Annotated in this window: 12 protein-coding genes; 4 read left to right on the forward strand and 8 right to left on the reverse strand. The window is 67.2% G+C overall.

Going from position 1 to position 14,988, the window contains the following annotated elements:
* Complete coding sequence (locus tag AC6LKD_RS25060) at nucleotides 1-861, reverse strand: isocitrate lyase/PEP mutase family protein (protein WP_498117779.1); 861 nt, start codon at nucleotides 859-861, stop codon at nucleotides 1-3.
* A 103-nt stretch (nucleotides 862-964) separates the two neighbouring features.
* Between AC6LKD_RS25060 and AC6LKD_RS25065 the strand changes: the two genes are divergently transcribed.
* Entirely contained in the window at nucleotides 965-1,843 is an 879-nt protein-coding gene (locus AC6LKD_RS25065) for a LysR family transcriptional regulator (protein WP_498117780.1), read from the forward strand.
* A gap of 40 nt (nucleotides 1,844-1,883) precedes the next feature.
* On the opposite strand, the gene AC6LKD_RS25070 is transcribed toward AC6LKD_RS25065, so the two are convergent.
* The 4 genes from AC6LKD_RS25070 to AC6LKD_RS25085 all read right to left on the reverse strand — a co-directional run bounded on the left by AC6LKD_RS25070 (nucleotide 1,884) and on the right by AC6LKD_RS25085 (nucleotide 5,436).
* Nucleotides 1,884-2,699, reverse strand: coding sequence for a siderophore-interacting protein (locus AC6LKD_RS25070; RefSeq protein ID WP_498117781.1), 816 nt, complete (start codon nucleotides 2,697-2,699; stop codon nucleotides 1,884-1,886).
* Nucleotides 2,700-2,724: 25 nt separating this feature from the next.
* Nucleotides 2,725-3,486: a PadR family transcriptional regulator gene (locus AC6LKD_RS25075; RefSeq protein WP_498117782.1), complete on the reverse strand. Its 762-nt coding sequence runs from the start codon at nucleotides 3,484-3,486 to the stop codon at nucleotides 2,725-2,727.
* A 77-nt stretch (nucleotides 3,487-3,563) separates the two neighbouring features.
* The gene (locus AC6LKD_RS25080) at nucleotides 3,564-4,457 is read right to left on the reverse strand and encodes a DMT family transporter (RefSeq protein WP_498117783.1); all 894 of its coding nucleotides are present in this window, start codon (nucleotides 4,455-4,457) and stop codon (nucleotides 3,564-3,566) included.
* An 88-nt stretch (nucleotides 4,458-4,545) separates the two neighbouring features.
* Complete coding sequence (locus tag AC6LKD_RS25085) at nucleotides 4,546-5,436, reverse strand: helix-turn-helix transcriptional regulator (protein ID WP_498117784.1); 891 nt, start codon at nucleotides 5,434-5,436, stop codon at nucleotides 4,546-4,548.
* Between the two features lie 97 nt (nucleotides 5,437-5,533).
* Here AC6LKD_RS25085 and AC6LKD_RS25090 point away from each other — a divergent pair, with 97 nt between their 5' ends.
* Nucleotides 5,534-7,006 (forward strand): MFS transporter, encoded by a 1,473-nt coding sequence (locus AC6LKD_RS25090; protein WP_498117785.1) that lies wholly within the window; start codon nucleotides 5,534-5,536, stop codon nucleotides 7,004-7,006.
* A gap of 2 nt (nucleotides 7,007-7,008) precedes the next feature.
* Here the strand turns inward: AC6LKD_RS25090 and AC6LKD_RS25095 are convergent, their stop codons facing one another.
* From AC6LKD_RS25095 to AC6LKD_RS25105, 3 genes are all read right to left on the reverse strand, one after another.
* Entirely contained in the window at nucleotides 7,009-7,776 is a 768-nt protein-coding gene (locus AC6LKD_RS25095; RefSeq protein WP_498117786.1) for a phytanoyl-CoA dioxygenase family protein, read from the reverse strand.
* 5 nt (nucleotides 7,777-7,781) lie between these two features.
* A complete protein-coding gene (locus AC6LKD_RS25100; protein ID WP_498117787.1) occupies nucleotides 7,782-8,882 on the reverse strand; it encodes an AI-2E family transporter in 1,101 nt (366 codons plus the stop codon).
* Nucleotides 8,883-9,032: 150 nt separating this feature from the next.
* Entirely contained in the window at nucleotides 9,033-10,100 is a 1,068-nt protein-coding gene (locus tag AC6LKD_RS25105) for a LysR family transcriptional regulator (protein ID WP_498117788.1), read from the reverse strand.
* 382 nt (nucleotides 10,101-10,482) lie between these two features.
* Here AC6LKD_RS25105 and AC6LKD_RS25110 point away from each other — a divergent pair, with 382 nt between their 5' ends.
* Complete coding sequence (locus AC6LKD_RS25110) at nucleotides 10,483-11,679, forward strand: efflux RND transporter periplasmic adaptor subunit (protein WP_498117789.1); 1,197 nt, start codon at nucleotides 10,483-10,485, stop codon at nucleotides 11,677-11,679.
* 25 nt (nucleotides 11,680-11,704) lie between these two features.
* On the forward strand, nucleotides 11,705-14,920 hold the full coding sequence (locus tag AC6LKD_RS25115; RefSeq protein ID WP_492274105.1) for an efflux RND transporter permease subunit: 3,216 nt from the start codon (nucleotides 11,705-11,707) through the stop codon (nucleotides 14,918-14,920).
* The last annotated feature ends 68 nt before the right edge of the window (nucleotides 14,921-14,988 follow it).

A 14,988-nucleotide genomic window follows, 5' to 3' on the forward strand; every position in this document is an offset into this window, starting at 1 on the left:
CTACTGCGCATCCAGCGCCAGATAACGGCGCGTCTGCACGATCTCTTCCCGCTCCTTGAAGCTGGTGAGCTGATCGGCCAGCGCGCTGCTGTCGCCGGTCTGCTTGATCGCCGCGAGCGTGGCCTGCATGGCATGGATGGCGGCGCGTTGCAGGTCCGACGGAATGATCGCCAGGCGGTAGCCCATGGCCGCCAGGTCGGCCAGCGGCGTGAGCGGCGTCTTGCCGCCGTAAAACATATTGATGAGCTTCAGGCCGGGCAGGCGCTCGGCGATGGCGCGGATCTGCTCCAGCGTCTCGGGCGCTTCCACGAAGATCATGTCCGCCCCCGCCTTCAGGTAGCGCTCGGCACGCGATAGCGCGGCCTCGAAACCCTCGACCGCGATGGCGTCGGTACGCGCGATCACCAGCACGTCCGGGTCGCTCAGGGTCTGGCGCGCGATGTGCACTTTGCGGCACATTTCCTCGGCATCCACCAGGCTCTTGTCGTCCAGATGGCCGCAGCGCTTGGGAAAGGACTGGTCTTCGATGTGAAAGGCCGCCACGCCCGCGCGTTCCATGATGCGCACCGTGCGCTCCACATTGGCCGACCCGCCGAAGCCGGTGTCGGCGTCGGCCACCACCGGCAGGCCGCTGGCGTCCACGATCTTCTCCACACGGTCCATGACCTCGGTAAAGCTGAGCAGCCCGATGTCCGGATAGCCGGCCGCGCGCGCGATGGCGCCGCCGCTGGCGTAGACGGCGGAAAAGCCCGCGGCCGCCACCAGCCGCGCCGACATGCCGTCATAGGCGCCGGGCGCCACGACGATGTCGCGGGCCAGGTGCTGGCGCAACAGGGTGCTGGGTTTGATGGGAGCAGTCATGCGGATTCCTTTGCAGGGGTCGTCGATGTATGCATGATCGGCGCGTCGCAATAGAATGTCCAATATATGGAAAATTGATAATCAATACTTTTAAAGTACAGATATGGAACTGCGCCATCTGCGTTACTTCGTCGCCACCGCCGAGGCCCAGCACTTCACGCGCGCGGCGGAACAGCTGGGCATGGCGCAGCCGCCGCTGTCGCAGCAGATCCGCCAGCTGGAGCAGGAAGTCGGCACGCCGCTATTCGACCGTATGGGGCGCGGCGTCGCGCTGAACGACGCCGGCCGCGCCTTCCTGGTTTGCGCGCAGGACATCCTGCAACGCGCCCAGGCCGCCGTGCTGACCGCGCAGCGCGCCGCGCGCGGCGAAGTCGGCGAGCTCACCTTGGGGTTCACGGAATCCGCGTCCTTCAGCGGCGTGGTGACGGAACTGATACGACAGTACCGGCAGCAGTATCCGGACGTGGAGATGACGCTGTCGCAAGGCGACAGCGAAACGCTGGTGGCGCAGCTGCGCAGCGGCGCCATCGACGCGGCCTTTGTGCGTCCACCCTTTGCGCTGGATGGCGGCCTGGCATTCACGCAACTGGCGGAAGAACCGCTGGTGGTGGCCTTGCCGCTAGGCCACCCGCTGGCGCGGCGCAAGCGGCTCGCGCCCGCCGACCTGGAGCAGGAGCGCTTCATCCTGTATTCGCGCAAGTCCGGCTATGGGCTCAGCGCCGACATCATGGCGGCCTGCCGCCAACATGGGCTGAATCCGCAGATCGGCCAGCGCGCGCCGCAACTGTCGTCAGCGGTGAACCTGGTCGCCGCCGGCATGGGCGTGGCCATCGTGCCGGAATCGCTGCACCATCTACGGCCCGACGGCGTGGTGTACCGCCCCTTCGCGCTGGACTGGCCGCGCGCGGTGCTGGGCCTGGCCGTGCGCGAGCAGGGTGCGGGTGGACGCGTGCGCAATCTGCTGGCCTTGGCCGGCGACTGAGGACCTTGCCCCCGCGCCCGCCGACGAATCGAGACCGGACTCAGCCTTCGTGCGACTCGTGCACGGCGACCGCTCCGCGCTTCCAGTAGCTGGCGGCGCGGATGCGGCTCTTGTCGATGCCGTGCTGCGCCACCATGATTTCCCGCAAGGCCTTGGCGGCGGCGGATTCCGCGGCGACCCAGACATAGCCTTCGCCCGGCGGCAGTTTCAGTTCGCGCGCCGCTTCCAGCAGCAGGGTGCTGTAGCCCGGCGCGGTGCCGTTGCGATGCAGCCAGCGCACGGAAGCCTGGGCCTGGGTAGGCAGCGGAATCTCGTTGGAGGCCTGCGGCACTTCGATCAGCACCAGCGCCTGCGCGGTGGCCGGCAGCTCTTCCAGACGGCGGGCGATGGCGGGCAAGGCGGTTTCGTCGCCGATCAGCACATGCCAGTCGAAACCCTTGGGCACGACGAAAGAACCGCGCGGTCCGCCTATGCCCAGTTGCTGGCCGGGTTCGGCCTGTTCCGCCCAGGTGGACGCGGGACCGTCGCCATGCAGCACGAAATCGATGTCCAGCTCCCTGCGTGCCGTGTCGAAACGGCGCGGCGTGTAATCGCGCGCGGCGGGCTTGGGCGCGTCCTCGGGGAACTTGATGCCGTCCGCGGTCGCGACCGGCAGCGCCGGCGGCAAGGACGGATCGGCGGGAAAGAACAGCTTCACGTGGTCGTCGAACGAGGCGGACACGAAGTCCTGCAGGTCGTCGCCGGTGAAAGTGACGCGGGCCAGCAGGCCGGCAATGCGTTCGACGCTGGCCACGGTCAGCGTGCGCATCTTCAGGTCGTGGCGGACGCGTTCGACATTCAGGTCGTTGCGGGTCATGGATACTCCAGGAAAAGAATCGGAATCAGGAACAGCTCGGGTCTGTGATTTCCGCGGTGGCGCGGGCCAGGATGGCCGCGATGCGCCGTTGTTCTTGGGGCGAGGCGTCGGTGCGGTCCAGCAGCGCGCGCTTGAGCGCCTGGCGCGCGGCCACGAATTCCGGCAGCCAACCCGTAGCGGTGTCTTCGCCTTCCGGGCCGACGGTGCGCGGCTGGCCGCTCCAGGCCTGGCGCATCCAGTCCATCTTGCGCGCCACGTGCTTGAGCTTGTTGAACATCAGCGCAAGGCGCTCGCGGTTGCCGTCCAGGTGCGCGCGGCCCGGCTCGGCCAAGTGATAGCGCTTCTTCGCGCCCTCTTGCTCGACGGTGGCGTAGCCCAACTCTTCCAGATAGGTCAGCGCGGGATAGACCATGCCGGGGCTGGGCGTGTAGAAGCCGTTGCTGAGCGCGCCCAGCGCCTTGATCAGCTCGTAGCCGTGGCTGGGATTTTTTTCCAGCAGGCCCAGCAGCATGAGCTGCAGGTCGTCGGCGCTGACTTTGCGGCTGCGGGTCCAGCCGCGGCCGTCGTCGCCGAAACCGCCGCCGAAGCCGCCGCCCTCGCCGCGCTCGTCGGCCGGACCGGAGAACCAGTCGCCGCCCGCGCCGGCGTGGCGCTGATGATGGCCATGGCCCTCGCCGTGGTGGCGATGGTGCGCATGGGAATGATGGGAATGGGAATGATCGTGGCGGCCCTCCGGCTTCTGGCGGGCACGGCGCACGAATGCGGTAAGGAATTGGGCATCACGCATGGTTTACCTCCGGTGTCTATCGCAAGATCTATATCTTACGACATATATCTTACGATATACCTGCGATGATCCGGCCGTCAAGCGCGACGTTCGATCACCCCTGCCGCGATGCCTCCCACGATGAGCGCCATGCCCGCCAGCAGCGAAGCGCTGACCGGCTCATGCAGCAACACGGCCGAGCACAGCAGGCCGAACACGGGCACGCCCAAAAGCCCGATGGAAGTGACGCCCGCAGGCAATGCACGATTGACATTCACGGCAGCCCAGTACGCCACCGCGATGCCGAACACGCCGGCGTAGCCCAGCAGCCACGCCAGGTCCGCGCTCCAGGTTATTTGCGGCGCACCTTCGGTCGTGTAGGCCACCGCCGACAGCACGGCGGAGGCCAGCAGGGCCTGCCACAGCGCCAGCTCGAACGGCGGCGTGACCCAGCGGTGCGCGCGCACGTAGACGATGTTGGCCGCCCAGCACAGCGCCGCCAGCAGGATCAGGCCGTTGCCGACCAGCGCGTCGCGATTGTTCCAGTCGAAGTCCAGCGGGTTGAAGATGACAACCAGGCCCAAGAGGCCCAGCGCCAACCCGGCTTGCCGCACGCGGCTCACGGACTCACCCAGAAAGAGCCAGGCTCCGGGAATCACCCACAGCGGCGTGGTGTAGGCCAGCACGGCCGAGCGGCCCGCCGGCACGTACAGCATGCCCAGGCTGACCAGCGCGGCGAAGGCGCCCATGTGCAGCAGCCCCACGCTGAGGATCACGGGAAGGTCGGCCTTGACCGGCCAGGCCACGCGGCGCAGCGCCAGGCCCAGCAGCAGCAACGCGGCGACGCCCACAAGCGTGCGTGCGGCCGCCGCCCAGATGGGCGTCATGTAGTGCAGCAGCTGCTTGTTGACGATCCAGGTGAAGCCCCAGGCCAGCACCACCACGCCCAAAAGCAGCAAGGCGTGGCGGCGGGAAAGCGTGGCGGTGGACATGAGCGGAGGCGTCCGCGAGGACGTGGCGGTACGAAGAAGTCCCGACTATAGGAGCCGCCCGCCGCGGCGCCGTAGACCCACGCCGCGCCTATTCCCTGGTGCCACGGGCGGGCCTGGATCTGGCGTTTGCACGGCCCCCAAGCCAGCGCTCGAAATCCGCCGCCTTCGGTTCGTCCGGCGCCGGCGCATAGACCACCAGCCGCAGATGCCGGCTCTCGTCCACCGACAAGGTGGAATGCTCGAACGCCAACTCGCCCAGGGACGGCAAACAAAGGCTGCGCAGGCCCGTGCAGGCTCCATGCACATCGTGTTCGCGCCACCAGGCTTTGAAGTCCGGCGACACGCATTCCAGCTCGTCGACCAGTTCGGCTACATCCGGCGCCTGGCCCGCGCTGGCGAAATCGCGGCGGAAGGTAGACAGCATGGCGGGCGCTTGCGCCGGCCAGTCCACGAACAGTTCGCGCATCGCCGGGTCGGCGAACAGCATCCACAGCAGGTTCCTGCGGCCCTCCGCCTGCGCCGAAAAATTGAACACGCGGTCCGCGGCCGCGTTCCACACCACCACGTCCCAGCGCAGGTTGAGGATATAGGCGGGACGCGCCGGCAGATCGTCCATCAGGCGGCGGACCTGCGCAGGTACTGTGCACCAGGTGCGGCCCGGTTCCGATGGCGGACGCTGGTGCGCCAGCAGGTACAAGTGGCGACGCTCGGCGGCGTCCAGCTGCAGCACGCGCGCCAGGTTTTCCAGGAACCCGGCCGACACGCTGATGTTACGGCCTTGTTCGAACCAGGTGTACCAGGCCAAGCCCACGCCGGCCAGCGCGGCGACTTCCTCGCGACGCAATCCCGGTGTGCGCCGGCGGCCTCCCGCAGGCAGTCCGACTGCGGCGGGACTGAGCCGTTCGCGGCGCAGCCGCAGGAACTCGGACAGATCCGCGCGGGTGCGCGCCAGGCGCTTCGGGGCTTCGGTAGCGGTCATGAGTCTATTGCACCCAGTAATAGCATAAGTAGCTAAATTGTATAAGGCTAAAAGCCTCTCCAGAATAGCGCCCAACCTTGTTTCGATGGCGCTTTCCATGACTTCCTCCACACTCCCCTGCCCCGGCCTGCAAGCTGCTCCGCAACCCGCCATGGGCCGCCTGGGCCTGGCCGTGCTGCTGTCGGGCGGGTTCATCACGATCTTCGATCTGTTCGTGGTGAACGTCGCCATCCCCAGCATGCAGTCCACCCTGTCCGCCAGCTTCGCGCAGATCAGCTTCATCATCGCCGCCTACGAACTGGCCTACGGCGTGCTGCTGATCGCGGGCAGCCGGCTGGGTGACCGCCACGGCCGGCGGCGCCTGTTCATGCTGGGCATGGCGGGGTTCGCGCTGGCCTCGGCGCTGTGCGGCGTTGCCCCCACGGCCGACACACTGATCGCCGCGCGCGTCCTGCAAGGCATGGCGGCGGCCATGCTGTTTCCGCAGGTCTACGCGCTGATCCGCGTCAGCTATCAGGGCCACGAGCGGCGGCGCGCCTTCGGCCTGCTGGGCATGACGCTGGGACTGGCGGCCATCGCGGGACAAGTGCTGGGCGGCTGGATCGTGCACGCCGACCTGTTCGGCCTGGCCTGGCGCAGCATCTTCCTGCTCAACGTGCCGCTGGGCCTGCTGGCATGGCGGCTGGCCCGCCACATTCCGGAATCGCGCGAGCCTTCGGGCGCGCACATGGACTGGCCTGGCGCGGCGCTGGTGGGCACGGGACTGGCCCTGCTGTTGCTGGCGCTGATCGAAGGTCCGACGCGGCACTGGCCCGCGTGGACACTGGCTTGCGGCGTGGCGGCGGTCGCCGCGCTGGCGCTGTTCGTGCGCATGCAGCGCCGCATCGCGGCCCGCGGCGGCGCGCCGCTGGTCGACATGGCCTTGCTGGCGCAGCCGCGCTTCGCGGCGGGCTGCCTGCTGGTGATGTTGGTGTATTCCACCACCAGCGCGATGTTTCTTTGCTACGCGTTGCTGGTGCAGACAGGCTTCGGGCTGGACGCGCTGACGGCGGGCCTGATCTTCGCGCCCGCCAGCTTGGGCTTCGTGGCGGGATCGATGTGGGCACCGCGGCTGGTCGCACGTTTCAGCACGCGCGCCATCGCCTTGGCCGCGTTGCTGTATGGCGGCGCCACGGCGACATTGATGCTGCAGGTCGGCGCGGCCGGCGCCAGCCTCGCGCCGTGGTCGCTATTGCCGGCGCTGGTGTGGTTGGGAGCCGCGCAAGGCGCCGTCAACACGCCGCTGGTGAACCTGGCATTGGGCCTGGTGGAAGACCGCCATGCCGGCATGGCGGCGGGCGTCGTATCGACCTTGCAACAGGTGGGCGCGGCGCTGGGCGTGTCGGCGGCGGGGATGCTGTTTGTCGGCACGCTGGACGCCTATGCCGATGCCGGCGAGGCCGAAAGCCATGCGCGGGCCTTCGCCAGCGCCCTGCAGTTCAACGTCGCGGCGATACTGATCGCGGTGGCCCTGCTCTGGTGGCTAGGGCGCCCCGCGCGCGACGCTGGATCAGGCCAGTATCCCCGCTGAACTCAGACCGCCGAAGCCAGCGGCACGCCCGGCTGGCTGGCCGAGCGCGTGCCCGGCAGCGGATGACAGGACTGCGGATGATAGGTGTGCACCAGCGACAGCTTCACACGGTCGCTGCTGTTGCCCTGGGCCGCGTGCAGGGTGCGGCAATGGAAGAACACCACATCGCCTGCCTGCAATTCCGGACAGACCGCGCGCGCGATCCATTCGGCGTTCTGGGGCGCGTCGTCCCGGAAGAACTTCTGCGGGTCGAACTGTTCAGGCGCAAAGGCGGCAGCGTGCGAACCTGGGATGAACGACAGGCCGCCGTTGGCACGGGTTTCCGGGCCCAGCGCCAGCCAGGTGGAAACCAGGTCCGTGTCGGAAAACGACCAGTAGCGGATGTCCTGGTGCCACCCCGTCAGGCTGCCGTAGGCCGGGCGCTTGGTCATCACGCAGTTGTGGTGCACGGTGGACAGCACCGGCGTTTCACCGAAGTAGCGTCCCAGCCACTGGCCGATGCGGGCATCGGTGGCCCATTGCGCGAACAAGGGATCGCGGGCGTAGGCGCTCAGCAGGCGGCGCACGGTCTGCCCGCCTTCGGCGGCGCGCGACTCGGGCGCGCCGGGATAGCGCAGGTCGGCTTCGTATTCGATGGGCGCGATGTGTTCGCGCAAATGGCGTTCGGCCACGGCGCGCAGCGCCACCACCTGTTCCGGGCTGGCGAACTGGCGCGCCACCACGAAGCCCTGCTCGCGCAGGACGGCTATCTGATCATCAGGCAACAACATGGCATTCAGGTTGCGGGGGGTTGGGCGGGAGGATTGATGCGGGCGGCGTCGCGCTCCTGTACCTCATGGTGCACCCATTCGCGCCACACCGCCACCAGCAGGGCCATCAGCACCGGGCCGACGAACAGCCCGACGATGCCCATGGTTTTCACGCCGCCCACCAGGCCGAAGAAGGTCGGCAGGAAAGGCAGCTTGACCGGCCCGCCCACCAGCCGCGGGCGCAAGGTTTTGTCGACGATGAAGAGTTCCACGCTGCCCCAGATCATCAGGGCGATGCCCGCCACCAGATGGCCCGAGCCCACCAGATACAGCGACACCAAGGTGAACGACAGCGGCGCGCCGCCGGGTATCAGCGCCATGAAGCCCGTGACCACGCCCAGCAGCACCGGCGACGGCACGCCCGCCACCCAGTAGGCGATGCCCAGCACCAGGCCTTCGCCCAAGGCAATCAGCCCCATGCCGGTGACGGTGGAGTTGATGGTGGCCGGCACCACGCGCGAAAAACGCTGCCAGCGCGCGGGCAGGATGCGTTCGCCCAGCACGTCCAGCTGGGCCACCATGCGGATGCCGTCCTTGTAGACGAAGAACAGCGTGATCAGCATGAACAGCACCGTCAGCAACAACTGGAACACGTTGCCGGTGGCCGCCAGGACCATGCGGTAGATATTGCCCAGATGCTCGCCGCTGACGGCCTCGACCAGGGCGCCCAGCGCATGTGGCTGGCCGATGTAGGCTTCCCAGTACTGGCCCAGGCGCTCGCCCACTACCGGCATGGAGGTGATCCAGTTGGGCACGTCCACGCCATGACGGTTGGCCGCGATGGCCCAGGCGAAGAAGGTGCTGGCTTCCTTGATGGCGTAGGACAGCGCCAGCGACATCGGCACGATCAGCACCACGATCACCACCAGCAGCGCCAGCGAGGCGGCCAGCGCGGTGCGGCCGCCACAGCGGGCGACCAGGCGTTGATACAGGGGCCAGCTGGCCAGGCCGATGATGAGTGCGGCGAGCGCGGGGACCAGGAAACCGCTAAGGAAGTACACCCCCGCCAACAGCACGAGCAACAAAAGCCAACGGGCGATCAGGTAAGCGGGTAGTACAGGCTGCATGGAGCGGATCGACAGTAAGGGCGTTGTAGGCTTTGACTGTCGGACTATACAGACGTTTCATGCAAATCGAGGGACACAAGGCCTGTATTTACTACGGGGTTTCCCGTGTCGCCCTGGGCGGAGGGCGCATCCGCCCTCCGTGCCAGACGCTTACAGGGCGTATTCGGCAGCCTCTTCGCGCGCGCTGCGGCGGCGCGGCGGCAGGTATTCCTCCAGCGCCGGCCTGGGCGCGGTGGACGCCAGGGTGTTCGCCTGGCTGACCTGGCGCGCGTAGACGCCGCAGCTGGCGGCAGCCGGATCGGTCTCGTCGCGGCCGCTCAAGAGCGGGCAGCTGGCGAACAATTCGGCGGTCCAGTCGGCAAAGGCGCGCACCTTGGGCGACAACTGGCGGCTTTGCGGGTAGAGCACCGAGATCGCGGTGGGGCTGGGCTTCCATTGCGGCAGCACTTCGATGAGCTCGCCCGATTGCAGGTGCGGCAGCGCCATGTAACGGGCGGTCTGGATCAGGCCGAAGCCCTTCAGCCCGCAATCCAGGTAGGCGCCGGCCTCGTTCACCGACACCACGCCCTTCATTTCCACTTCCTGGTGCTTGCCGTCGACCCTGAAGTCCCAGGCGCAATTGCGGCCGGTACGGCTGGAGAAATAGTGCACGGCATGATGGTCGCGCAGCTCGTCGATGCTCTGCGGCAGGCCGTGGCGCGCCACATAGGTGGGGGATGCGCAGGTCACGGTCTGCAGCGTGCCGATACGGCGCGCGACCAGGCTGGAATCTTCCAGGTCGCCGGCGCGGATCACGCAATCCACGGCCTCCTGCACCATGTCGACCGGACGGTCGCCCAAGCCCAGCACCAGCTCCACGTCAGGGTATTTGTCGTGGAAATCACACAATGAGGGAATCAGGATCAGCCGTCCGATGCAGGTCGGCACGTCGATGCGCAGCCTGCCCTTCAGGCGTAGGGCCGCTTCCTGGAAGCAGGCCTCGGTTTCCTCGACGTCCGCCAGGATGCGCACGCAGTGCTGGTAATAGCCGGCGCCGTCGGGCGTCAGGCCGATACGGCGCGTGGTTCGGTTGAGCAGGCGCACGCCCAAAAGGCGTTCGAGATTCTGGATGATGGTGGTGACGGTGGTGCGCGGCAGCGAGAGGCTGTCGGCCGCCCGCGTGAAGCTGTTGGCGTCGACGACGCGCACAAACACCTGCATAGCCTGAAAACGGTCCATGGCGACGGTGTCCTTTTGGGAAATAGTCGGTGTGGACGGAGCATAACCCGTTTTCGGCGTTGATTAGTCGACCTTGACGACTAGTGTTGCCGAAACATACGGGTTTATCCGCCCCCCTAAACCGCTCAGAATGCAAACCATCTTGAAGTGCCCTTGCCGCCAGGCGCCGTCAAAGGGCATGCCTACCCTCAGATTCCGGTAACCGCAAAGACCCGCCCAACCAGGCGCCTTTGCCTGAAATGCGCAGCCGCATTAAATGTTGCATCGCAGCATTTTCACCGGATCCTGAGGGCAGGCCTGCCCAGACCGCCACAGCCGCCTCCCGCCCCCAGGCTCACCCAGGCAAGCGCGCTTTCGCCCCATCATCTCTCAAGGAAACACCATGGTTTCGCGCAATCGTATTGCTGTGCTCGCCGTATTTGCAGCCGTCATCGCCGCCGGCGGCGGTTACGCCCTGTTCCGTGCTCCCGCCGGCGCCAACGCCGCCCAGGCGCAGACCGCCCCCGCCGCGCCCCCGGTCGAGGTAGCCGAGGTGCTGAACAAGACCATCGTGGACTGGCAGCGCTACTCCGGCCGCCTGGAAGCCATCGACCGCGTCGACATCCGTCCCCTGGTGTCGGGCACCCTCACCGCCGTGCATTTCCAGGACGGCAGCATCGTCAAGAAGGGCGACGTACTCTTCACCATCGATCCGCGCCCCTATGCGGCCGAGGTCGACCGCGCCGCCGCCGCGCTGACCGCCGCGAAAGCCCGTGCCTCGTACACCGCCACCGAACTGGCCCGCGGCCAGCGCCTGCTGACCGATAACGCCATCGCCCGCCGCGACTTCGAGGAAAAGCAGAACGCCGCGCGCGAAGCCGCCGCCAATCTGCAGGGCGCGCAAGCGGCGCTGGACTATGCCAAGCTGAACCTCGGCTACACCCGCATCGAAGCCCCCGTGGCCGGCCGCGTGTCGCGCGCCGAGGTCACCGTGGGCAACGTGGTGGCAGCCGGCGCCGCCTCGGTGCCGCTGACCCGGCTGGTGTCGGTCTCCAAGATGTACGCCTCGTTCGACGTGGACGAGCAGACCTTCCTGCGCTACGTGAACCCCGCGCGCAGCGGCCGCAGCGGCGCCGTGCCGGTGGAACTCGGCCTGGCCAACGAGGAAGGCTATTCGCGCACCGGTGTCGTGCAGTCCGTGGACAACCGCCTGGACACCACCTCCGGCACGATCCGCGTGCGAGCCGAATTCGACAACGCCGACGGCATGCTGCTGCCCGGCCTGTATGCCCGCGTCCGCCTGGGCGGCAGCGAACCGCGCCAGGCCGTGCTGATCGACGAAAAAGCCATCGGCACCGACCAGGACAAGCGCTACGTGCTGGTGCTGGACGACAAGAACCACGCCGTCTACCGCCAGATCAAGCTGGGCGCCAACCAGGAGGGCCTGCGCGTGGTCGATTCGGGCCTTGCCGCCGGCGAACGCATCGTCGTCAACGGTTTGCAACGCATCCGTCCCGGCGATGCCGTGACCCCCACCGTCGTCCCCATGGTTGCGGCCCAACGCAACCCGGTCAAGACCGCCTCGGCCACGCTGAACTGAGCCGGCGCGTCTAACGAGAACGTTCATGAATATCTCGAAATTCTTCATCGACCGGCCGATCTTCGCCGGCGTGCTGTCGGTCCTGGTGCTGCTGGCAGGCCTTCTCGCCATGTTCCAGCTGCCCATCTCCGAATACCCGGAAGTGGTGCCGCCGTCCGTGGTCGTGCGCGCGCAGTACCCGGGCGCCAACCCCAAGGTCATCGCCGAAACCGTGGCCTCGCCGCTGGAGGAATCCATCAACGGCGTCGAAGACATGCTGTACATGCAGTCGCAAGCCAATAGCGACGGCAACCTGACGCTGACGGTGAACTTCAAGCTGGGCGTGGATCCGGACAAGGCCCAGCAGCTGGTGCAGAACCGCGTGTCGCAGGCGCTCCCGCGCCTGCCGCCGGACGTGCAGCGCCTGGGCGTCACCACGGCCAAGAGCTCGCCCACGCTGACGCTGGTGGTGCACCTGATCTCGCCCAATGACCGCTACGACATCACCTATCTGCGCAACTACGCCATCCTGAACGTCAAGGACCGGCTGGCCCGCATCACGGGCGTGGGCGAAGTGACGGTGTGGGGCTCGGGCAACTATTCCATGCGCGTCTGGCTGGACCCGCAAAAGGTCGCCCAGCGCGGCCTGACCGCCACCGAGGTCGTCAACGCCATCCGCGAGCAGAACGTGCAGGTCGCCGCCGGCGTCATCGGCGCGTCCCCGACGCTGGGCGACGTGCCGCTGCAGCTGAACGTCAATGCGCGCGGCCGCCTGCAAAGCGAAGAGGAATTCCGCGACATCATCCTGAAGACCTCGCCCGACGGCGCCGTGACCTATCTGTCGGACGTGGCCCGCGTGGAACTGGACGCGCAGGAATACGGCTTGCGCTCGCTGCTGGACAACAAGCAGGCCGTCGGCATGGGCATCATGCAGTCGCCCGGCGCCAACGCGCTGGACGTGTCCAGCCAGGTGCGCGCCGCCATGGCCGAACTGGAGCAGGACTTCCCGCCCGGCGTGGAATACCGCATCGAATACGACCCCACGCAATTCGTGCGCGCCAGCATCGAAGCCGTGGTGACCACGCTGCTGGAAGCAATCGCCCTGGTGGTGTTGGTGGTGATCCTGTTCCTGCAGACCTGGCGCGCGTCGATCATCCCGCTGCTGGCGGTGCCGGTGTCCATCGTGGGTACCTTCGCGCTGCTGCTGATGTTCGGCTATTCCATCAACGCGCTCTCGCTGTTCGGCATGGTGCTGGCCATCGGCATCGTGGTGGACGACGCCATCGTGGTGGTGGAAAACGTGGAGCGCAACATCGCGGCGGGCTTGAGTCCGCGCGACGCGACCTACCGCGCCATGCGCGAAGTCAGCGGCCCCATCATCGCCATCGCGCTGACCCTGTGCGCGGTGTTCGTGCCGCTGGCCTTCATGACGGGCCTGACCGGCCAGTTCTACAAGCAGTTCGCCATGACCATCGCCATCTCGACGGTGATCTCGGCCTTCAACTCGCTGACCCTGTCGCCCGCGCTGTCGGCCATTCTGCTCAAGAGCCATCACGACAAGCCTGACTGGCTGACCCGCGGCATGAACCGCGTCTTCGGCCGCTTCTTCAACTGGTTCAACAATATGTTCGGCCGCGCGTCCGAGTCCTACGGCACGGGCGTGGCCAGCGTGATCCGCCGCAAGGCCGGCGCCATGGGCGTGTACGCCGTGCTGGTGGCCGCCACCATCGGCGTCTCCTACCTGGTGCCAGGCGGCTTCGTGCCCGCGCAGGACAAGCAGTACCTGATCGCCTTCACGCAACTGCCCAACGGCGCCTCGCTGGACCGCACCGAAGCGGTGATCCGCCGCATGAGCGACATCGCCCTGAAGGAACCCGGCGTGCAGAGCACCATCGCCTTCCCCGGCCTGTCGATCAACGGCTTCACCAACAGCTCCAGCGCCGGCATCGTGTTCGTCACGCTCAAGCCTTTCAAGGAACGCAAAGGCGCGGCGCTGTCAGGCGACGCCATCGCGGGCTCGCTCAACCAGAAGTTCGCAGCCATCCAGGACTCGTTCATCGCCGTGTTCCCGCCCCCGCCCGTGATGGGCCTGGGCACGCTGGGCGGTTTCAAGTTCCAGATCGAGGACCGTGGCGCCGCCGGCTACGCCGAACTGGACAAGGCCAAGCAAGCCTTCCTGGAAAAGGCGCGCCAGACACCGGAACTGGGTCCCGCCTTCTCCAGCTATGAAATCAACGTGCCGCAGCTGGACGTGGACCTGGACCGCGTCAAGGCCAAGCAGCTGGGCGTGCCGGTGACGGAAGTGTTCGACACCATGCAGATCTACCTGGGCTCGATGTACGTCAACGACTTCAACCGTTTCGGCCGCGTCTTCCAGGTGCGGGCGCAAGCCGACGCGCAATTCCGCGCGCACGCCGACGACATCCTGCAACTGAAAACCCGCAACGCCGCCGGCGAAATGGTGCCGCTGTCCTCGCTGGTCACGGTCAACCAGACCTTTGGTCCGGAAATGGTGGTGCGCTACAACGGCTACACCGCCGCCGACATCAACGGCGGTCCGGCGCCCGGCTACTCGTCCGACCAAGCGCAGGCCGCGGCCGAACGCGTGGCCGCCGAGACCCTGCCGCGCGGCATGAAGATGGAGTGGACCGACCTGACCTACCAGCAGATCCTGGCGGGCAACGCCGGCCTGTGGGTGTTCCCGATCAGCGTGCTGCTCGTGTTCCTGGTGCTGGCCGCCCTGTACGAAAGCCTGACCCTGCCGCTGGCCGTGATCCTGATCGTGCCGATGAGCATCCTGGCCGCGCTGACAGGCGTCTACCTGACCGGCAACGACAACAACATCTTCACGCAGATCGGCTTGATGGTGCTGGTGGGGCTGTCGGCGAAGAACGCGATCCTGATCGTGGAATTCGCCCGCGAACTGGAAATGAACGGCCGCAGCCCGCTGGAAGCCGCCATCGAGGCCAGCCGCCTGCGCCTGCGCCCCATCCTGATGACGTCCATCGCGTTCATCATGGGCGTGGTACCGCTGGTGCTGTCCTCGGGCGCAGGCTCTGAAATGCGCCAGGCCATGGGTATCGCCGTGTTCTTCGGCATGCTGGGCGTGACCCTGTTCGGCCTGTTCCTGACCCCGGTGTTCTACGTGCTGCTGCGCACGCTGGGCGGCAAGAAGCTGCACTCCGCCGCGCCGCACGAAGCCCCGGTCTGCGTACCGCACCTGGACCCGAACGCACCGCCCTCCACGCAGCACCAGACCTGAGCCGGCAGACCAGAAGAAGCATAGCCAGCGCCTCCCGCCCCCGCGGCGGGAGGCGCCCACAAGAGAAT

The sequence above is a fragment of the Achromobacter sp. D7-1 genome, from assembly GCF_059760445.1.

Coding starts and splice junctions, on each gene's coding strand:
- AC6LKD_RS25060 (WP_498117779.1), bottom strand. CDS start 861: ATGACTGCTCCCATCAAACCCAGCACCCTGTTGCGCCAGCACCTGGCC.
- AC6LKD_RS25065 (WP_498117780.1), top strand. CDS start 965: ATGGAACTGCGCCATCTGCGTTACTTCGTCGCCACCGCCGAGGCCCAG.
- AC6LKD_RS25070 (WP_498117781.1), bottom strand. CDS start 2,699: ATGACCCGCAACGACCTGAATGTCGAACGCGTCCGCCACGACCTGAAG.
- AC6LKD_RS25075 (WP_498117782.1), bottom strand. CDS start 3,486: ATGCGTGATGCCCAATTCCTTACCGCATTCGTGCGCCGTGCCCGCCAG.
- AC6LKD_RS25080 (WP_498117783.1), bottom strand. CDS start 4,457: ATGTCCACCGCCACGCTTTCCCGCCGCCACGCCTTGCTGCTTTTGGGC.
- AC6LKD_RS25085 (WP_498117784.1), bottom strand. CDS start 5,436: ATGACCGCTACCGAAGCCCCGAAGCGCCTGGCGCGCACCCGCGCGGAT.
- AC6LKD_RS25090 (WP_498117785.1), top strand. CDS start 5,534: ATGACTTCCTCCACACTCCCCTGCCCCGGCCTGCAAGCTGCTCCGCAA.
- AC6LKD_RS25095 (WP_498117786.1), bottom strand. CDS start 7,776: ATGTTGTTGCCTGATGATCAGATAGCCGTCCTGCGCGAGCAGGGCTTC.
- AC6LKD_RS25100 (WP_498117787.1), bottom strand. CDS start 8,882: ATGCAGCCTGTACTACCCGCTTACCTGATCGCCCGTTGGCTTTTGTTG.
- AC6LKD_RS25105 (WP_498117788.1), bottom strand. CDS start 10,100: ATGGACCGTTTTCAGGCTATGCAGGTGTTTGTGCGCGTCGTCGACGCC.
- AC6LKD_RS25110 (WP_498117789.1), top strand. CDS start 10,483: ATGGTTTCGCGCAATCGTATTGCTGTGCTCGCCGTATTTGCAGCCGTC.
- AC6LKD_RS25115 (WP_492274105.1), top strand. CDS start 11,705: ATGAATATCTCGAAATTCTTCATCGACCGGCCGATCTTCGCCGGCGTG.